Below are 19,126 nucleotides of genomic sequence, written 5' to 3'. Positions count from 1 at the left end.
CTATAAGTTTTATGATTCTATTGAGTATCCTATGTACCATCTTGAGTGCATAGAATGTCATAATAAATATCAGGCTTCTGAGGTCGTTTATACCTGTACATGTGGTGGTCTTCTCGATGTCATTTATGATTACTCAGATATCCAGATCACGAAAAAAGATCTTATCGGCCCTCTCTCTGTCTGGAAATACCGCGCACTTCTGCCTGTGGAGAGAGAGCCGATCTCACTTCATGAAGGTGGGACACCGCTGTACCGTGTTGACAGGCTGGCAAAGAGCGTGGGCTTAAAAGATGTCTATATCAAGCATGAAGGGATGAACCCCACAGGCTCGTTCAAGGACAGGGGAATGACCGTTGGCGTGACAAAAGCGCTTGAGCTTGGTATGAAAACCGTTGCCTGCGCCTCGACCGGGAATACATCGGCGTCGCTGGCAGTGTACGGGGCAAGGGCCGGTATTCCTGCTGTCGTGCTCCTGCCATCAGGCAAAGTGGCACTAGGAAAACTTGCACAGGCGCTAATGCATGGTGCCAGGGTTTTGAGCATAAGGGGGAACTTTGATGATGCATTAAAGCTTGTACGTGACCTGTGCGACAGGGAAGGGTTCTATCTTCTAAATTCAGTGAATCCGTATCGGCTTGAAGGACAGAAGACAATCGCCTTTGAGATCGCAGATCAACTCGGGTGGCAGGCGCCTGATCGGCTTGTGCTCCCTGTGGGGAATGCCGGGAATATCACGGCTATCTATAAAGGATTCAGGGAACTCAAGCGCCTTGGAATAATAGATAGTGTACCCAAAATGACAGGCATTCAGGCAGAGGGTGCATGCCCTGTAGTAAGGGCTATCAGGAATAATGCAGCTATGATAACCCCTGAAGGTAAGCCAGAGACCGTGGCGACAGCGATCCGTATAGGCAACCCTGTGAACGCCCGGAAGGCACTGATTGCAATAATAGAATCAGGCGGAACTGCTGAGACTGTCTCTGATGAGGAGATAATCAGGGCACAGCATGAGCTTGCCTCTCTTGAAGGGATAGGTGTTGAACCTGCAAGTGCATCTTCGATTGGCGGATTGAGGAAACTTGTGGATATGGGCGCAATAGAAAAAGATGAGAGCGTGGTATGTGTTACTACAGGACATCTTCTTAAGGATTCTGAGCATGTACTTGCTGTGTGTCCAAAACCAATAGAGATAGATGCCACAATTGAAGCTGTGAGAAGAGCAGTTTTTTCCTGTTGAATTTTGTTTCTTTTCATAATGATTTTAATAGTTCAAGCACCGAGTATCCTGCGCGGGTTATGCCCATGCTTCGCATATCGGTATCTGTCCCGACAACATACAGGCCGTCAACAGGGGTTTTAATCGAAGGAAAATAATTGAGAGAAACAGCCGCCTTCTCGGGAGCCATTACTTGAGTATGTATCATCTCAATATTCTTCTCTATTGCGGGCACCAGAGAATATATTGTATTGAGAAGTTTTTCCTCCGAATCATGGCATTTTTTCGGGTCTACTATCGTGCTCACTCCTACAAGACCTTTATTTCGCGGCGCAAGCTCGGGCACAGGCATGAGCCAGTAGAACAATTCTTTATCAATATCACAGACATCGTAGAACACTTCCGAGCCGTTATAATTGAACTCTGGTATAGGTTCCTTAAGCCCGAGCCAGATTGTCATTGCTGTTGCCTGCTCCAGTTGTTTTACCTGCTGGCTCCATTCCACAGGCATCTCAGTAATACCGGGCAGTTTTTTTACTTCCCCCGAATAGATAACCTTGTCAGAAAGGTAATCGGCTTCCGGGGTTGAAACACAAAAACCGCTTTCGTCCTTTTCAATCTTTTGGACCTCTTCGCTTTTATGATACTCCACGTTTTTCGGAAACGATGCGATTACGCCATCGGTTATCGACTGTATGCCGCCCAGGGGATAGCCCTGTGAGCGGTACCCGGAATTATTGAAAAGTTTCATGGTCTCAGCAATCCGTCTGATCATTCCTCTTTTGCCACTGGAGCTGAATCCGCACCCTTCCAGAAACCGGGATACTGATGTCTTTTCCATTGAAAGCCCGCTCAGCAGATAAGAAAGTGCGTTCACGAACTGCATTGTTTTTTTGCTGAGCCGATGCTTTGATACGACATCGTATACAGCTTTTTGTTTTTCCCCAAAAATGGCACGCGATATTACTGAATTCATAAGATCTCCTGCAAGGATCACCTTGTCTTTTGCCGGAAGGGCATTCATTTTCAAGAAACCAGGGAGGGTTGATGGAAATTTTTCCAGTCCGTCTTTTTTGCGAAGATAGTAGTCATTATGCCGCCTGAACGTGGGAAATTTTCCGGGGTCAAAATAGTGCTCCAATTGCCTCAGCGGGCCATAAATGAGATCTGTTATTGCATGGATGCCAGTATCCACACGCCAGCCAGGATAGTCCTCAGGTTCATATGTCCTGCAGTTCCCGCCAAGAGCGTTATTTTTTTCAAGAAGAAGAATGCTGTTCCCTTTCTTTCCGAGAGTCAGGGCAGACAAAAGGCCCGAAATCCCTCCTCCTACAACAATCGCATCATAAGTGTTATGATCTGGCATATCGTTTTCTCCCCATCGTATTATATATCTACAACCTGTATTTAAAACATACGAAGTTAGAGTAATGATGCTATCATCTACGATAACGAACCTGGCGCAACCGATGACGCAATGCCAGCAACTATAATTCAAGGAGGCTCGATTGTAATACGTAAATAACCGGTTTAATAATCCTGCTTTCAGCTTAAGAAAGAGTTCAAGGTTGAGGTGGTTTGATAACAGGTTAAAAGAATACTGAAGATAACAAGATGATCCATGCCCCAGATAATCCGTACCGCTCCACGGTATGACATGCTGTTCAGTGAAGGTATATTCAACGGAACGCTTCTTATAGGACCGGACCCGCTGGGTCTGGATTTTGATTATAAAGTTTTCCTGGAGGCAAGGAGAAAATTGAGATCAATCGGCCTGCGGATGATTGACAGCAAGCGGGGTCTGGAGGAATACCAGGAAATATTCAGCCTTGATGACAGCAGTATAAAAGCACGGATACGGCTTATCCTCGGGCGAAATTATCATGACAACCTCCAGGAATTATGGCGTGAAACCCTTACACATGAGGATTTCATATATTTGAAAACCCATGCAGGATACGGCAGGCATCTCAGCCTGAGTGACGATGTTGGTTATTTTACCGATGCTATGAAGGAGGGATCTGATCACCCGCGCAAAAGACCATACCAGTTGTTCTATCTTGATTGCTGCAAGAGCGAGATGTATTATAAGGAGGTATTGCGCGACTATGTGGGTGACGACATAGATCTTATACTCCATAAATGGTTCTGTGATTACAAGATAATAGGACCGGTGATAGTGCTTATCAATGAACTGATGAAAGGATCGGACTTTGAAACCATTGTTTCGAAAATGAACGATGAATATGGCATACCACATTTTGATGTGGAAGATGACCCTGCTGATATGAGACTGGATAGAAAGATGGTCACATATTCCATAAGCCAGAATTGATGTTCAGTGATAACCTGCATACCAATTCGTTAAGCTAATAAACAAGATATACTATTACTTATCGATATGAGAGCGGTAATTCTTGCAGCTGGGGAAGGTTTGCGGTGCCGTCCCCTTACTCTGACTCGTTCCAAGGTGATGGTACCGGTTGCGAATAAGCCTTTACTTGAGCATATTATAAGCGCAGTAGCCGAGAATGGTATCAGGGATATCATACTTGTTGTGGGATATAAAAAAGAGCGGATAATGGATTATTTCGGCGATGGTCTGGATTTCAGGGTAAACATCAGTTATGTCTTTCAGGATGCTCAACTGGGCACCGCCCATGCTGTAAAACAGCTAAGGGGACTGGTAGAGGAGGATTTTCTTGTCCTGAATGGTGATAACCTGGTTGACGCTAATACTATATCCGATCTTCTGACCGGCAGAAGTGGCTCAGTCACCCTGCTTGCTGTTGAGCGGGAGCAGACCCTTGGCTATGGGGTTGTGATCTCAGATGGCAGCAGAGTTAAAACAATCCTGGAAAAACCAAAGGAAGTTGTGAGCCATCTTGTAAACGCAGGGATGTACGTATTCTCCCCTGAGATTTTTGATGAGATCGATAAAACTCCCCTCTCTGAAGCAGGAGAATATGCGATCACAGATACCATTCAGCAGATGATAAATGATGGCAAGAACGTCAGTATGGTAACATCAAGATCCATGTGGATGGACGCTATCCATTCATGGGATTTCCTGAAAGCAAATGCTGTTGTTCTGGCAGACTGCAGGAGAAGATTAAGTGGGACTATTGAAGAAAGTGCTGTAATAAGAGGAAATGTAGTGATAGGTGAGAACAGTCTTATCCGCGGGGGCTGCTATATTGTAGGCCCTGTGATAATCGGAAGGAACTGCGATATAGGGCCGAACACTGTTATTTTACCCTCTACTGCAATAGGGGATAATACCTCAATCGGGTCATCGGTCGAGATACAGAACAGTATTCTGATGAACGATGTGAGGATCGGAAGTAACTCATACATATCCAACTCTATCGTTGGTGCCAACAATACCATAGGTCCACATCTCTCAATAGAGGTGGGTCGGGACCTTATGATAGAGATGAAAGGGATACTGCACCATGCGGATACATTAGGAACAGTGATGGGAGATGACAATACCCTTGCCAATCGTGTACTGATCAAGGCCGGAAAGATGATAGCAAACAACTGCAGTGTTGAGGCTGGTATTACCGTGCATAAAGACATTCCTCCTGCTTCAATCGTGATCTGATATGTGCGGGATTATAGGGTATAACGGCATAAGGCAGGCGACCAATATACTTATTGATTCCCTGAAGAGGTTAGAATACCGCGGGTATGATTCTGCCGGGATTGCCGTTTTAAACAATAAGGCCATCGAGGTGTATAAGGATAAGGGCAGGATCATAGAACTGGAGAGAGATCTTCCAGAGATTATAAGTACAGTTGGAATAGGACACACGAGATGGGCAACGCATGGGAAGCCAAATAAAGCAAATGCCCATCCCCATACATCAGGGGATATTGCTGTTGTCCACAATGGGATCATTGAGAACTATGAGCATTTGAGGGATCGTTTGACGCAGCTGGGGTATGTCTTTGTTTCGGAAACAGATACAGAGGCACTGGCGCATCTCATTAACCACTACTACAGGAATAACCTCATGGATGCGGTCGTATCTGCCCTGAATGACATAAAGGGATCCTATGCAATAGCAGTACTGTGCGGCAGCGAACTGGTTGCAGCAAGAAAGGACAGCCCTCTTATTATAGGAATAGGTGATAATGAGAACTTTATAGCCTCAGATATACCTGCTATCCTGAAATATACCAGGAATATAATCTATTTAGATGATATGGAAGTTGCCTGTGTTACCCCGGATTGTGTGTCTATTTTTGATATTAACAAGCGGCAGATCGAGAAAACGGTGAATACTATTGACTGGGACCTGGAAGCTGCTGAGAAATCAGGGTATGACCATTTTATGCTAAAAGAGATCCATGAGCAGCCCAGGGCACTTCATGAGACCTTTGCAGGCAGGATATCGGAGCTTGAGGGTAATATCACCTTTGATGGCCTGAATCTGACCGAGGAGGAGATCAGAAGTATATCAAGAATAAGCATCATTGCATGCGGCACCTCTTTTAATGCAGGCCTGCTTGGCAAATACCTGTTCGAGTACATGACGCATATCCATGTCGATGTTGAGATCGCATCAGAGTTCCGCTATGCCCACTCAAGTCCCGGGTCCCTTGTGATTGCAATATCACAATCAGGAGAGACAGCAGATACACTTGCAGCCCTGCGCGAAGCGAAAAGTTTTGGATGCAGGACACTTGCGATTACAAATGTAGTGGGCAGCACTATAACAAGAGAAGTTGACAGTGTTATATATACACGATCAGGGCCTGAGATAGGAGTTGCTGCTACCAAGACTTTCCTGTCACAGGTTGGTGTACTGTATCTTCTTTCCCTGTATTTTGGGAAATTAAAAGGGATAATCAGCTCCGACCGTATAAAACTCATGCTTGTGTCCCTGAAAAAGCTATCAGCCCAGATAAGACGCATCCTCGATGATAAAGAATCAATAAGATACTGTGCAGAAGCATTTGCACCTGCGAATGATGTCTTCTTTATCGGACGTACCTTTAATTACCCGATCGCCCTTGAGGGAGCCTTAAAACTTAAAGAGATCTCCTATATCCATGCAGAGGGATATGCTGCAGGTGAGCTGAAGCACGGCCCTCTCGCCCTGATCGCAAATAATACTCCTGTTGTTGCCATTGCAACAAGAGGACCGATCTATGATAAAATGGTCAATAATATCAAAGAGGTAAAGGCAAGAGAAGCCCCTGTTATCGCAATTGCTGATGAGAAGGATAGTGAGATAGAAAAATATGTGGATACAGTAATACGGGTTCCATCCACTGAGTATGTCCTGTCGCCTGTTCTATCAACAGTGGTTGTGCAGCTTTTCTCGTATTATGTTGCAAAATCACGCAAATGTCCCATAGACCAGCCCAGGAATCTCGCCAAAAGTGTTACTGTGGAGTGAGCTATGTCTGAAAATCCAAAGTTCGGGTCCTCAGGAGTAAGAGGTATAGCAAACAAGGAGATCACCCCCCGGTTTGCACTTAATTTCGGGCTTGCAGTGGGCAGTATCTATCCAGAGGTCGTGGTAGGCCGCGACCCGAGGATACCGGCTGTAATGATCGAAAGCGCAGTTGTGGCAGGCCTGCTCTCAGCAGGAAGCCGGGTTACCAGGATCGGTATGGCTCCTACCCCTACCCTTGCTATTGCATCGCGAGGCTACGACTGCGGTATCATGATCACTGCCTCACATAACCCTGCCCAGTATGTCGGGATAAAGATCTTCAAAGATGGGATGTCCTTTGATACAGGAGAGCAGATAGAGATAGAGGATATACTGAGGGAAGAAAAATTTCGATATGCAAGCTGGGAGAGCACTGGTAATTTGAGTGATATGAATACTGCTTTAAAAGATCACAGTGAGATCATATTGAAAAACACCAGAAGAGCGAACCTGAAGGTCGTGGTTGACTGCGGCTGTGGCGCAGCCTCTGTAATCACACCATATGTGCTAAGGGAAATGGGCTGTGGGGTGATAACCCTCAATTCACATCCGGATGGACACTTCCCGGGAAGAGAGCCTGAACCGGTTGAGGAGAACCTGAGCCTGCTAAAAAGCACGGTCAGATCAGCGGGCGCTGATCTTGGTATCGCGCATGATGGGGATGCGGACAGGATGATGGCTGTGGATAATAAAGGACGTTTTGTGAGCGGGGATAAGATGCTTGCATTTTTTGCAACCAGGGAAGCCAGGAAAGCAATAGCAGTACCTGTTGATACATCAAGAGTTATTGATGACATCCTGAGCGGAATAAAGATCTCACGCACAAAGGTGGGGGATGTCTATGTTGCCGAGGAGCTTAAAAAAATTGATGGGGATCTTGGAGGTGAACCATCCGGGGCATGGATCTTTCCAAAGATATCCCTCTGTCCGGATGGCATATACGCTGCATGCAGGCTTGTTGAACTCGTAGAGGAAGAGGGAGAGCTCAGTGAACTGCTTGAATCCATTCCAGAATACCCTGTGAAGCGGGGCGCATTTATATGCGAGGATAAAAAAAGGGCGATGGCTAAAATAGCCAGAAGATTAGGAGAGCTTGGCAATATCAATACCCTGGATGGCGTCAGGGTTGATCTTGAAGAGGGGTGGATCCTTGTGCGGCCAAGCGGTACAGAGCCGAAGATAAGAATAACGGTCGAATCAAAAGACAGGTGTGATGAGCTGTATAATATGGCATCTGAGATCGTAAGGGAAGAAATGTGAATATGAAGGCCGTCATACTTGCAGCAGGGAAAGGAACACGGATGGGACCTCTCACAGAGAGCAGGCCCAAGGTAATGCTGCCGATAGATAACAGGCCGATCCTTGAGCATATTATAGTGAGGCTTAAGGCTGCGGGTATAAAGGATTTCCTGGTGGTTATCGGGTATTGTAAAGAAAAGATAACGGATTATTTTGGAGATGGCTCAATGCTGGGTGTTGGTATAGAATATATAGAGCAGCAGAATCCGAAGGGAACTGCCGACGCCATTGCCACTGCCAGGGATTCAATAGATGAGAGGTTCCTGGTAACAAACGGTGATGTGCTTGCAGATCCTTCAGATATCAAAAAGATCATCAGTGCCGGTGGAGATGCGGTTCTGGCCGCAAAGAGGGTAGCAGTTCCAGAAGAATACGGGATATTATATGTAAAAGGGAATAAGGTCGAGAAAATCGTTGAGAAGCCAAAAGAATCAACCTCCGACCTTGCAAATGCCGGTATCTACGTCTTTGAGCCTGTTATATTTAATGCAATCGATAATACAAACCCTTCTCCGCGTGGAGAGTACGAGATCACAGACTCTATCCAGTTCATGATAGATAGGGGGAACGAACTGAGCTGTGCAGCCCTTGAGAGATGGCAGGATATAGGGTTTCCATGGCACTTACTTACAGCCAATGAGATAGCTTTGAATGAGAGGGAGGACTGGGATATACAGGGCGAGATCGAGCCTTACGTGACCCTGAAAGGGAAAGTGGCAGTTGGCAAAGGTACGGTAATAAGGAGCGGCGCTTATATCACCGGGCCTGTGGTCATTGGAGAGAACTGCGATATAGGGCCGAACTGCTTTATCAGGCCCGGTACAAGCATTGCAGATAATGTAAGGATCGGGAACGCTGTGGAGGTGAAGAACAGCATTGTGATGAGCGGGACCAACATAGGACATTTAAGCTATGTAGGGGACAGTATTATTGGTGAGAAGTGCAATTTCGGGGCCGGCACCAAGGTGGCGAATTTAAGGCATGATAACAGGACTGTAATGGTAGAGCTCGGGGGAAGGAGATTCAATTCTGGAAGGCGGAAATTAGGTGTAATAATGGGGGATGATGTGCACACGGGTATAAACAGCATGATCAATGTGGGCACGACCATAGCCAGCGGGGCATTTATTGATCCTGGTGAGTTTATCAAAGGAACATATCCTGCGAACAGGTAATGATACAGTATCCATGACTGTAGAAATCATTTCCAGCACCTTCTGGGTGCCCGGTATTTTCTTTCTCTTAACCCGGCGGCTGCTCTTGATTTTTTTGTACAAATGCAATCTATTAAAAAATGTTAATAAAAACTAGAACCGAGATGCGTTGAAGCAATAAGTTATATATGCCTTGAGGATAATTAAACTAAAAAGATCTGATAGGTTGAAGGTACCCAATCCGTTTTTAAATCAAAGGAACCATAAAACGAAACGAACAATATAAATTGTTTTAGATCTATCATCTGGTTTAATCAGTAATATGGATAAAGGGAATCGAAATGGAGGAAGCAAATAGAGAATACGGCGCAAGACAGATCCAGGTACTTGAAGGGCTTGAGGCTGTACGCAAGCGCCCCAGCATGTACATCGGCAGCACGGATTCAAGAGGTCTTCACCATCTTGTATACGAAGTGGTGGATAACAGTATAGATGAAGCACTTGCCGGTTATTGTATGAGTATCGAGATTTACCTGAGGGCTGATAACAGCATTAGAATTGTGGATAACGGGCGTGGCATCCCTGTAGATATCATACCGAAATACAATAGATCCGCACTTGAGGTTGTAATGACCATGCTCCACGCAGGCGGCAAGTTCGACAATAACGCCTATAAGGTCTCAGGTGGACTGCACGGCGTGGGTGTATCCGCTGTGAATGCGCTATCCGAATGGCTTGAAGCTGAGGTTAAGCGGGACGGTAAGCTTTACAAGCAGAGATACGAGCGCGGAAAACCGATAACTGACATAGTTCATATCGGCGATACACAGGGCACGGGCACAACGATTACGTTCAAACCTGACAAAGAAATTTTTGAGACGCTTGAGTTCAATTTTGAGACCATAACAAATCGATTACGTGAGTTAGCATTCCTGAACAAGGGTATAAAGATCTCAATCAAGGACGAGTTCTCTCTGAAAGAGCAGGTGTTCCAGTACGAAGGCGGTATCGTATCCTTTGTTGAGTTCCTGAATAAAAACAAAAACGTACTCCATGAGAAACCAATATACTTCCAGAAGCAAAAGGATACCACTGCAGTAGAGATTGCCATGCAGTATAATGATAGCTATACTGAAAACGTTTATACTTTCGCAAATAATATAAACACGCATGAGGGCGGCACGCACCTTGCGGGCTTTAAGGCCGCACTTACAAAGGTATCTAACGATTACGCAAAATCTAAATCGATCCTGAAAGGCGATGATAAACTATCAGGCGACGATGTAAGAGAGGGGCTTACTGCTATAATCAACGTCAAGCTTGTGAATCCACAGTTCGAAGGTCAGACAAAGACAAAACTGGGTAACAGTGAGATCAAGGGAATAGTTGAGACACTGGTCTCTGAAGGGTTATCCGAGTTCCTTGAGGAGAACCCGGCTGTAGCGAAAAACATTCTCTCAAAGGCTCTTGAGGCCGCAGAAGCGCGTGAAGCGGCAAGGAAAGCACGGGAACTCACACGGCGAAAAAATGCGCTTGAGGTGAGTTCACTGCCGGGAAAGCTTGCAGACTGCTCTGAGAAAGACCCGGCGAGAAGTGAGATATACATCGTGGAAGGCGATTCGGCAGGCGGCTGCTTTTCTGGAGATACGCTTGTTGCTCTGGCTGATGGTCGTGCGCTCAGTTTTAAGGAAATTGTGGCAGAGCATGCGATGGGAAAAGATCATTTTTGCTATACTATTCGTAATGACGGTACGATCGGATTGGAGCGCATCATCAACCCACGTATGACTAAGACGAATGCCGAAGTTATCAAGATTACTTTAGATACTGGCGAGACTATTATTTGTACGCCTGATCATCCATTCATGTTACGCGATGGCAGTTTCAAGCCGGCTGGATCTTTAACTCCAGATTATTCGCTTATGCCGCTGTATACGGTTGCCAATTTCAACCACCGCATTGTCTCTATCGAACGACTGGAAGAAGGCATGGATGTTTATGATATCGAGGTTCCGCATACTCATAACTTTGCTCTCGCCAGTGGTGTATTTGTACACAACAGTGCCAAACAGGGACGCGATCGCAAGTTCCAGGCGATACTACCTCTTCGCGGCAAGATATTGAACGTGGAGAAAGCACGGCTTACAAAAATATTGAAGAACGAGGAGATAAGAGCGCTCATAACAGCCATAGGCGCCGGTATCGGCGAAGGTGAGGAGTTTGATATCAATAAGGCGCGGTATCATCGTATAATAATTATGACAGATGCTGATGTTGACGGAAGCCACATCCGAACATTATTACTAACGTTATTCTACAGGTACATGCGCCAGCTCATCGACACGGGTTATATCTACATAGCCCAGCCCCCGCTTTTCAAGATAAAGAAAGGAAAAACTGAGTTTTATGTTTACAACGAAGAAGAACTCAACAGGAAACTGGCCGAGATCGGAAGGGATGGAATCACATTACAGCGCTACAAGGGTCTTGGTGAGATGAATCCAGCCCAGCTGTGGGAGACCACCATGAACCCCGATACGCGAACCATGCTCAGGGTCACACTTGAGGATGCCATCAAGGCTGATGAGATCTTTACAATACTCATGGGTGATAAGGTAGAGCCGAGGCGCGAGTTTATTGAGAAGAATGCCAGGGATGTTAAGAACCTGGATGTGTAAGTAGAGAGATACATTATGAATCTGCCAATTATAACTGAAAGCAATATCAGGTAATCAAGGTTGAGAAACATGCAGCCGATAACTGAAGAAACAATCCAGGAAATTAAAAACCGCATCGTTAAGGGAGTCCATCCTGAGAAGATAATCCTTTTTGGCTCATATGCCTACGGAATGCCGACAAAAGAAAGCGATCTGGATTTGTTAGTTATTCTCCAAACAGAAGAGCCTGTGCATAAGAGGGCGATAAAGATAAGAAAATTGCTTCGTGATATCAGAATCCCAAAAGATATACTTGTTTATACACCACAGGAAGTTGAGAGATGGAAAAACGCATCATCCGCGTTTATTACTTCCATTCTTAAAAAAGGCAGGGTTATATATGGATAATAGGGATGTTGCAAGAAGCTGGTTTAAGAAAGGAAATAACGACCTAATAGTAGCAGAGCATGTACTTATCATGCAAAACCCACCTACAGATACGATATGTTTTCATAGCCAACAAGCTGCTGAAAAATATCTCAAGGGATTTCTTGCTTTTCATGGGAAAGAAACGCCAAAAATACATGACCTGGAAGAGTTTATCTCAGCCTGCAAAGAAATTGATTCTGAATAAATTAAAAATAATAATTTAATAAATTGAGCTGATACCATGCCAGATCAAGAACCTAAAAACCCGCAGAAAAAGCTTGTAATAGAAAAAATCAGCCCGATCAATATCGAAGATGAGATGAAGCGCTCATATATCGATTATGCCATGAGCGTAATAGTAGGGCGCGCGCTGCCGGATGTGAGGGACGGCTTAAAGCCTGTGCACAGGCGCATTCTCTATTCGATGTACGAGCAGGGGATGACACATGATAAGCCTTACAAGAAATCTGCAAGAATCGTTGGTGATACACTTGGTAAGTACCACCCTCACGGGGATATAGCTGTTTATGATACACTCGTCAGGATGGTACAGGATTTCTCGCTTCGCTATCCTTTGATAGATGGACAGGGAAATTTCGGATCGATAGACGGTGACAGCGCCGCAGCTATGCGATATACTGAAGTCCGCCTTGCAAAGATCGCCGATGAAACCCTTGGCGATATCGATAAAGAAACAGTTGATTTTGTTCCCAACTATGATGATTCCTTAAAAGAGCCGACCGTACTGCCGTGCAAACTTCCGAACCTGCTCATTAACGGCTCGACCGGCATAGCAGTGGGAATGGCGACCAACATGCCGCCGCACAACCTTGGAGAAGTGATCGACGGCATAACCATGGTTATCGATAGGCCTGATATTGAAATAAATGAACTTGTGAAGATTATAAAAGGCCCGGATTTCCCGACAGCAAGTTTCATATATGGCCGCCAGGGAATAATCGATGCGTATTCCACAGGCCGCGGCTCAATCAAGATGCGTGCCCGTGCCGTAATCGAGGAGATAAAGAGCAAGGAACAGATAATCATAACAGAACTCCCGTACCAGGTAAATAAAGCAAAACTGGTAGAGGATATTGCAGGCCTTGTCAGGGATAAGAAGATCGCCGGTATCACGGATCTTAGAGACGAATCTGATAAAGAGGGGATACGTATTGTTATAGAGATATCAAGGCAGGCGCAGGCCAGGGTCATCTTAAACCAGTTGTATTCCCATACGCAGCTTGAAGCTACTTTCGGTGTGATCAACCTGGCACTGGTCGATGGGCAGCCCAGACTTCTTACATTAAAAGATATAATAATCCACTACATAGCTCACAGGAAGCAGGTCATCATCAGGAGAAGCCAGTTTGAGCTTGATAAAGCGCAAAAACGCGCCCATATACTTGAGGGGCTGCGGATTGCCCTTGACCATATCGATAGTGTCATAAAATTGATAAAAGCTTCAAAAACACCTGATGAGGCGCGCACCGGTCTTGTGGCCCAGTTCAACCTGAGTGAAGAGCAGGCAAAAGCTATACTTGATATGCGGCTTCAGCGATTGACAGGTCTTGAGCGCGAGAAGATCGATGCTGAGTACAATGAGCTTTTAAAAACCATTGCATGGCTTCGGGAACTTCTGGCAAGTGAAACAAGGATACTCACATTTATAAAAACAGAGCTTGCCGAGCTTAAAACACGTTTTGCTGATAAGAGGAGAACCGAGATCATAGAGAATACAGGAGAACTTGTGATAGAGGATCTTATTCCAAAAGAAGATGATGTTATCACGGTAACAAACAGCGGTTATATCAAACGTATCCCTGTGGATGCGTATAAACAGCAGCGCCGCGGCGGGAAAGGTGTCATCGGAATGGAGACAAAGGATGAGGATTTCGTAAGCGATCTATTCATCGCGAATACCCATGACTATATCCTGTTCTTCACCGACAGAGGTAAGGTCTACTGGCTGAAAGTGTATGAGGTACCCACTGCAGGAAGACAGGCGCGCGGAACAGCGATAATCAATCTGCTCCAGATAGAACAGGGCGAAAAGATTAACGCATATATCCCGATCAGCAAGTTTGACGAAGAACACTATCTCCTTATGGTAACAAAGAAGGGGGTCGTCAAGAAGACAGTCCTGAGTGTATTCTCAAATCCCAGAAAAACAGGAATAATAGCAATATCACTGGATGATGGGGATAAACTGGTATCAGTGAAGCTCACAGATGGCACCAGGGGTATCGTGATCGGTACAAAGCACGGTAAAGCAATAAGGTTCAACGAGAACGATGTAAGGGACATGGGGCGCAGCGCGTATGGCGTAAGGGGAGTTAAGCTGGTCGGTGAGGATGAGGTTGTAAGTATGGCCGTGGTCGAGGAGGATGCGACCCTTCTTACAATAACCGAGCACGGCTTCGGGAAACGCACAGGATTTGAGGAATACCGTATTATGAACCGCGGCGGACAGGGTGTGATTACCATAGATGTGAATATAAGGAACGGGAGTGTGGTGGATATAAAGACCGTTCGTGAGGATGATGAGATCATGGTAACCACCTCCAGAGGGATTATCATCCGCGTGCCTGTGAGCGGCATCCGCATACAGGGAAGGAATACACAGGGAGTAAAAATAATGAACGTTGATGATAAAGACAGGGTTGTGGGCGTGGCGACTCTTGCGAAGGAGGAGAATGGGGATGTGGGTGGAGAGCAGAGGAAGCTAGATGAGAGCGATTATCCCATTTAAGAAGTGCAACGCAAAATCAAGATTGGGAGCGCTGCTCTCTGAAAAAGAGCGCGAGGGCTTTGCTATGGCCATGCTCAGTGATGTGGCAGAGGCATTGATCAGCTCCGGGTGCTTCGGGGCAATTGATATATTATCCAGCTCTATCATCGAGATCAGAGGAACCAATATAGTATTAACGGAAAAGGGCCTGAATGAAGCCTTAAACGAGTACCTCCATAAGATGTCATACCATTCAATACATGAACCTGTTCTTATTATCATGGCAGACATTCCGCTCGTCTCGATTAAGAATATCAAAAACATAGCCTCATCCTCTGCCGATATTGTGATCGTGCCGGGAAGGATGGGGGGCACCAATGCCCTGTTTATCCGCGACCCGTCAGTTTTCCATGTTGACTATTACGGCGCAAGTTTCTTAAAACATCGCGAGATCGCATCCACAAATAAACTTAAGCATGAGGTCTTTGATTCCTTTAACCTCAGTACGGATATCGATGAGACGGCAGACCTTGCCGAGGTTCTGCTTCATGGGACAGGGTATGCTGCACGTTACCTGAGAGAACTTGGGTTTATCCTTGCTGAGAATGGGGGCAGGGTAGGGGTTAAAAGGATCTAGCATTTAATCCCTGAACGCGAGCAAACCCTCGTACTCCAAAAAGACGATAGGCAGCCAAAACATCCTATAATTATGGAGATTTGAGCGTATATACTGTGCGTGCAATGATAATATTTATGTTAATGTACTTTCCATACTACAATGGCGATAATAATGTTAAAAATAAAATCCACAGACAAAGGCATTTTTATTCCTCATGAGCTCATCGGTTTGCCAGCCGGAACAGAGTTTTCAATTCGTAGAGGTAAATATTACATAACCCTTGAGCCTGAAGGTCTTACGAATAAAACAGCGGAGCTAGTTAAGATTGGGAAGATCGATATAGATGAAGAAATTGGAAGAATGGTAGAATCAAAAGTGGTATAATGAATCTTGAAGGATTCAAGGGTACTGAAAGAATATACATAGATTCTACTATCTTCGTAAGCCACCACAGTAAAGATGCTATCGATAGAAAAGAGTGCACAGCTTTCCTTAATGCTGTTGAAAAAGGGGAAATGAATGCTGTTACTTCCTCTATTGCAATCGATGAAACCGCCTATATCCTGCTAAAATTCAAAGCAGCGGAGATTTTGAATACTGACAGACATTATAAAATCCTTGCTTCACTGCGCCATGATAAAGATGTATTCGATGAAGCATGGGAAGTCGCGCAGATACACATTGATTTTGTAGATGCTCTAAGAGCAAAGAATGTACTTCAGATAATAACTGAAACAGCCGATCCTCTTGAGATAGCAGGACTTGCCAAAAGATATCAACTCTTACCGAGAGATGCCTCACATCTTGGCATAATGCGTAAGAATATGATAAAAAATATTGCAACTAACGATAGTGATTTTGAAAGGATCAAAGATATAGAAATGTGGAGACCCTAAAACGATATTAAAAAGGATGAGTATGGTAAATTAAAGGTTACTCAATCTATATGGGTGGGTAAATAAGAATTTATTAGATAACAAAAAGTGGACGTTCCGTACCTTTTAGAGAGTATACATCTTAACTAATTTTTTACGTCTGTACAGGTAAATTATAGCCTCCGCATAGCATCTGACAATAGTATATAAACCACAGAGCGCACAGAGGGTTGATTATCTTGTCTTGACCATTTTACGTCTCAAGAGATATGCAAGACATGAGTAAATAGAGAACTTTTGAAGGAGCAAATTATTTGATTTTCTTTTTTTGTACGTAAATAAATACCAATCCAGCTAAAGTTACAATAAGTGTAACTCCTGAGAAAAGAACCAAAGTATTAAATGGTATCTCTGTAATTGCTGTATTCCCTACTATACCTTTCCAAATATAAAGAGTATAACCCACAATAATTACTTTTGGAGCCTCTTTTGATTTTAACTTTCCAATATAGCTTAAGGGGAATTCACTCATCTTTTGAACCCCCTGTATGTATAGTTACAAGTAATAATGAGAGGACACCGAGAGTTATAAAATAGTTATTACTTAAAGACCAACCAAATAAAATTGAAGCAAATCCTACTATATAGCAAGCATATATAAAAAATAAATCAATGTTATTTATCGAGAGAATTCTTCTAAATACACCTAGTTTATTTGGCTCCTCCTTTAAGAGGTTATGCATCTTCAGGATTTGCTCGTATTTTTTTGCTCTGAGTTCCCACTCTCTTGCTTCAGCCAATGCATCGTCTTGAATTGGACAACATTCAGATAATCCGCATTTAGTTTTCCTTTTATTATAAATCAATAATTTACTATTCATATATTGTTTTTATTTAGTAGTGACATTATAGTTTCTAAATTATGTTTAGCCGAATTTTGTAATAAGTCGACTGATAAATCTTTAGTGAATTTAGTCGATAAGTCTACTCTAAGTTTGTTACTTAATTTCTCTACACTTATCGCTTGTATACCTAGTGGCTCACCACACTAATTATGATATAGCCTTTTTAGTTTAACTCTTGCATCTTTTGTAGTAAAACGCCAATTTACCATAGCATGCTGTTCGTTAGTTTCTTTTCCCAAGCGTCAATCTCCCGTTTTACAGTTGCCTTGTCTGGAATACGTCTATCCAAGCATTGTTCTGAGAGCACTGAAATCTCTATCTCCACCATATTGAGCCAGCTACCATGCTTAGGAGTATAGTGAAAATCCAGTTTCCTCAGTATCCTGCGTGCCTCCTCCGGCTTATAGGCTTCATATAAAGCCGCCGGGTTATGTGTATTCAAATTATCCAGAACTACCTTTATAGCTTCAGCTTCTGGGAAATACTTATCAGTCAAGGCTTTCATGCACGAGGCAAAATCCAGCTTTGTGCGTTGTTCGGTCACTTCTACATGACGCCATCCTGAAAGAGGCTGAAAAAACAAGAATATATTGCATGTCCCGTTACGTTTGTACTCGTAGTCATATCTTTGAGCTTGACCTGGTTTCATGGGTAGAGGATGACGTACATCTCCTATCAACTGATATGGCTTCTCATCAAAGCATACTACAGGTTGTTTTGGGTCGTAGGGCTGTGCATAAAGATCCAGAACGTCTTCCATCCGCCATACAAATTCACTGTTTACCGAAGGAATGCACCACTGTTTCTTAAGCCACGGCTTAACATCTTTTTTTTGAGTACCCGGCGTACTGTTTCATCGGAGATGGAGTCTATCGTACCCAATTCCACCAACTTATCAGCCAGAAGCTGCATTGTCCAGGTCTTTCTCCCTTCTGGTGGATTGCTGCAAGCAAGAGCAATAAGGAAAGCTTCCTGTTTTCCTTTCAGTTTTCGTTCTCCACCTGGACGGGGAAGCTCGTTCAGGGCATATTCCAATCCTCCTTCTACGAATTTTTTGCGGATTCGTCCCACTGTGGAAAAACCAATATAGAGAGCTTCTTCGATAGCTTCATCGGTTTTACCCTTATCAGCTAAAAGCAAAATCCTTGCACGATTCAATCTTCGGGCTGGATGTTTACCGCCTTTGAATAGGCTTAATAGGTAGGTTCGTTCGTCTTCTGTCAGATTCACTGTGTATATCTTTTTTGGCATTTTAGTATATTTCTTCCTTTGATTTGTGAAGAAACATACCTATTTAAGATCATACTTCAAAAACCTTGTGGTGAGCCACTAGATCAGATTTTTCACAATCTAATCTATATTCACATATTTTAAAATCTCCTAATTTACTAAGTAAATTTGGTGGTGGTGTAATAGACCAATTATTTGGATGAATAAATAAACTTTTAGAATCAGTAACATGATAGACTCTACAGCAAGTACCGCTTGTTTTTTTCATTGAAACACTATTTATCAAAATATTTAGTGGCTTATAAGATAATTCAAAATCATCAGGATTAAATTGGTCTTTGATTGTTGATAAGTCAAATGATATACTCACTTTATTGTCAGAACAGGAACTTATCTCCAGAATCAGTATATTGCTTGCATCTTCCCAAGAATCTTTGTCAAGTATATACACATTATCATCATTCAAATCATATTGAATAATATTTTGTGCCAAAGATACCTTGGATTTAGAGCCTATCCGATAAATAGAAGAACCCCAGAGTTAGATTAGAATAGGGGAGTATT

17 protein-coding genes and 1 pseudogene are annotated in these 19,126 nt (G+C 43.9%); 13 read left to right on the top strand and 5 right to left on the bottom strand.

Translation table 11 applies throughout. The features are described from left to right. Positions 1-31 precede the first annotated feature (31 nt). Entirely contained in the window at positions 32-1,237 is a 1,206-nt protein-coding gene (gene thrC / locus ANME2D_RS01155; protein WP_048088419.1) for a threonine synthase, read from the top strand. A 13-nt stretch (positions 1,238-1,250) separates the two neighbouring features. Here thrC and ANME2D_RS01150 read toward each other — a convergent pair whose 3' ends face one another. Further along, positions 1,251-2,582, bottom strand: a complete 1,332-nt coding sequence (locus tag ANME2D_RS01150) for a phytoene desaturase family protein (protein ID WP_048088417.1) — start codon at positions 2,580-2,582, stop codon at positions 1,251-1,253. A gap of 255 nt (positions 2,583-2,837) precedes the next feature. Between ANME2D_RS01150 and ANME2D_RS01145 the strand changes: the two genes are divergently transcribed. The 12 genes from ANME2D_RS01145 to ANME2D_RS01090 all read left to right on the top strand — a co-directional run bounded on the left by ANME2D_RS01145 (position 2,838) and on the right by ANME2D_RS01090 (position 16,448). Next, positions 2,838-3,551 (top strand): hypothetical protein, encoded by a 714-nt coding sequence (locus tag ANME2D_RS01145; protein ID WP_048088416.1) that lies wholly within the window; start codon positions 2,838-2,840, stop codon positions 3,549-3,551. A 66-nt stretch (positions 3,552-3,617) separates the two neighbouring features. Further along, positions 3,618-4,823 carry a bifunctional sugar-1-phosphate nucleotidylyltransferase/acetyltransferase gene (gene glmU, locus ANME2D_RS01140; protein WP_048088414.1) on the top strand — a complete coding sequence of 402 codons (1,206 nt, stop codon included), beginning with the start codon at positions 3,618-3,620 and terminating at the stop codon, positions 4,821-4,823. 1 nt (position 4,824) lies between these two features. Further along, complete coding sequence (gene glmS / locus ANME2D_RS01135) at positions 4,825-6,627, top strand: glutamine--fructose-6-phosphate transaminase (isomerizing) (protein ID WP_048088412.1); 1,803 nt, start codon at positions 4,825-4,827, stop codon at positions 6,625-6,627. Between the two features lie 3 nt (positions 6,628-6,630). After that, positions 6,631-7,926 carry a phosphoglucosamine mutase gene (gene glmM, locus ANME2D_RS01130; protein WP_048088410.1) on the top strand — a complete coding sequence of 432 codons (1,296 nt, stop codon included), beginning with the start codon at positions 6,631-6,633 and terminating at the stop codon, positions 7,924-7,926. Between the two features lie 2 nt (positions 7,927-7,928). Continuing rightward, positions 7,929-9,140 (top strand): bifunctional sugar-1-phosphate nucleotidylyltransferase/acetyltransferase, encoded by a 1,212-nt coding sequence (gene glmU / locus ANME2D_RS01125; protein WP_048088408.1) that lies wholly within the window; start codon positions 7,929-7,931, stop codon positions 9,138-9,140. Between the two features lie 320 nt (positions 9,141-9,460). Beyond that, complete coding sequence (gyrB, locus tag ANME2D_RS01120) at positions 9,461-11,797, top strand: DNA topoisomerase (ATP-hydrolyzing) subunit B (protein WP_048088406.1); 2,337 nt, start codon at positions 9,461-9,463, stop codon at positions 11,795-11,797. 69 nt (positions 11,798-11,866) lie between these two features. Further along, positions 11,867-12,184 carry a nucleotidyltransferase domain-containing protein gene (locus ANME2D_RS01115; protein WP_048088404.1) on the top strand — a complete coding sequence of 106 codons (318 nt, stop codon included), beginning with the start codon at positions 11,867-11,869 and terminating at the stop codon, positions 12,182-12,184. Beyond that, the gene (locus ANME2D_RS01110; RefSeq protein ID WP_052368498.1) at positions 12,177-12,410 is read left to right on the top strand and encodes a HEPN domain-containing protein; all 234 of its coding nucleotides are present in this window, start codon (positions 12,177-12,179) and stop codon (positions 12,408-12,410) included. Before ANME2D_RS01115 ends, ANME2D_RS01110 begins: the two co-directional genes overlap by 8 nt. 36 nt (positions 12,411-12,446) lie before the next feature. Then, the gene (gene gyrA, locus ANME2D_RS01105; protein WP_048088402.1) at positions 12,447-14,954 is read left to right on the top strand and encodes a DNA gyrase subunit A; all 2,508 of its coding nucleotides are present in this window, start codon (positions 12,447-12,449) and stop codon (positions 14,952-14,954) included. Beyond that, complete coding sequence (cofC, locus tag ANME2D_RS01100; RefSeq protein WP_048088399.1) at positions 14,932-15,570, top strand: 2-phospho-L-lactate guanylyltransferase; 639 nt, start codon at positions 14,932-14,934, stop codon at positions 15,568-15,570. The genes gyrA and cofC overlap by 23 nt, the downstream gene beginning before the upstream one ends. A 141-nt stretch (positions 15,571-15,711) precedes the next feature. After that, positions 15,712-15,936 (top strand): hypothetical protein, encoded by a 225-nt coding sequence (locus tag ANME2D_RS01095; protein ID WP_157833892.1) that lies wholly within the window; start codon positions 15,712-15,714, stop codon positions 15,934-15,936. Beyond that, positions 15,936-16,448: a type II toxin-antitoxin system VapC family toxin gene (locus ANME2D_RS01090; RefSeq protein WP_048088395.1), complete on the top strand. Its 513-nt coding sequence runs from the start codon at positions 15,936-15,938 to the stop codon at positions 16,446-16,448. Before ANME2D_RS01095 ends, ANME2D_RS01090 begins: the two co-directional genes overlap by 1 nt. Before the next feature lie 289 nt (positions 16,449-16,737). Here the strand turns inward: ANME2D_RS01090 and ANME2D_RS01085 are convergent, their stop codons facing one another. The 4 genes and pseudogenes from ANME2D_RS01085 to ANME2D_RS01065 form a co-directional block, all read right to left on the bottom strand. Further along, positions 16,738-16,959, bottom strand: coding sequence for a hypothetical protein (locus ANME2D_RS01085; protein WP_048088393.1), 222 nt, complete (start codon positions 16,957-16,959; stop codon positions 16,738-16,740). Beyond that, positions 16,952-17,308 (bottom strand): hypothetical protein, encoded by a 357-nt coding sequence (locus ANME2D_RS01080; protein WP_048088391.1) that lies wholly within the window; start codon positions 17,306-17,308, stop codon positions 16,952-16,954. The genes ANME2D_RS01085 and ANME2D_RS01080 overlap by 8 nt, the downstream gene beginning before the upstream one ends. Positions 17,309-17,475: 167 nt before the next feature. Beyond that, positions 17,476-18,583: pseudogene (locus ANME2D_RS17755) on the bottom strand (IS630 family transposase). A 49-nt stretch (positions 18,584-18,632) separates the two neighbouring features. Beyond that, on the bottom strand, positions 18,633-19,055 hold the full coding sequence (locus ANME2D_RS01065) for a hypothetical protein (RefSeq protein WP_048088387.1): 423 nt from the start codon (positions 19,053-19,055) through the stop codon (positions 18,633-18,635). Between the last annotated feature and the right edge of the window lie 71 nt (positions 19,056-19,126).

The sequence above is a fragment of the Candidatus Methanoperedens nitratireducens genome (genome assembly GCF_000685155.1).
GTDB lineage: Archaea > Halobacteriota > Methanosarcinia > Methanosarcinales > Methanoperedenaceae > Methanoperedens > Methanoperedens nitratireducens.
Note: the sequence above shows the minus strand (reverse complement) of the source record. Positions and strands in the feature narration are given on the sequence as shown.

Coding starts and splice junctions, on each gene's coding strand:
- ANME2D_RS01115 (WP_048088404.1), top strand. CDS start 11,867: ATGCAGCCGATAACTGAAGAAACAATCCAGGAAATTAAAAACCGCATC.
- ANME2D_RS01090 (WP_048088395.1), top strand. CDS start 15,936: ATGAATCTTGAAGGATTCAAGGGTACTGAAAGAATATACATAGATTCT.
- ANME2D_RS01085 (WP_048088393.1), bottom strand. CDS start 16,959: ATGAGTGAATTCCCCTTAAGCTATATTGGAAAGTTAAAATCAAAAGAG.
- glmU (WP_048088408.1), top strand. CDS start 7,929: ATGAAGGCCGTCATACTTGCAGCAGGGAAAGGAACACGGATGGGACCT.
- ANME2D_RS01080 (WP_048088391.1), bottom strand. CDS start 17,308: ATGAATAGTAAATTATTGATTTATAATAAAAGGAAAACTAAATGCGGA.
- thrC (WP_048088419.1), top strand. CDS start 32: ATGTACCATCTTGAGTGCATAGAATGTCATAATAAATATCAGGCTTCT.
- glmS (WP_048088412.1), top strand. CDS start 4,825: ATGTGCGGGATTATAGGGTATAACGGCATAAGGCAGGCGACCAATATA.
- gyrB (WP_048088406.1), top strand. CDS start 9,461: ATGGAGGAAGCAAATAGAGAATACGGCGCAAGACAGATCCAGGTACTT.
- glmM (WP_048088410.1), top strand. CDS start 6,631: ATGTCTGAAAATCCAAAGTTCGGGTCCTCAGGAGTAAGAGGTATAGCA.
- cofC (WP_048088399.1), top strand. CDS start 14,932: ATGAGAGCGATTATCCCATTTAAGAAGTGCAACGCAAAATCAAGATTG.
- gyrA (WP_048088402.1), top strand. CDS start 12,447: ATGCCAGATCAAGAACCTAAAAACCCGCAGAAAAAGCTTGTAATAGAA.
- ANME2D_RS01145 (WP_048088416.1), top strand. CDS start 2,838: ATGCCCCAGATAATCCGTACCGCTCCACGGTATGACATGCTGTTCAGT.
- ANME2D_RS01095 (WP_157833892.1), top strand. CDS start 15,712: ATGGCGATAATAATGTTAAAAATAAAATCCACAGACAAAGGCATTTTT.
- ANME2D_RS01150 (WP_048088417.1), bottom strand. CDS start 2,582: ATGCCAGATCATAACACTTATGATGCGATTGTTGTAGGAGGAGGGATT.
- ANME2D_RS01110 (WP_052368498.1), top strand. CDS start 12,177: ATGGATAATAGGGATGTTGCAAGAAGCTGGTTTAAGAAAGGAAATAAC.
- glmU (WP_048088414.1), top strand. CDS start 3,618: ATGAGAGCGGTAATTCTTGCAGCTGGGGAAGGTTTGCGGTGCCGTCCC.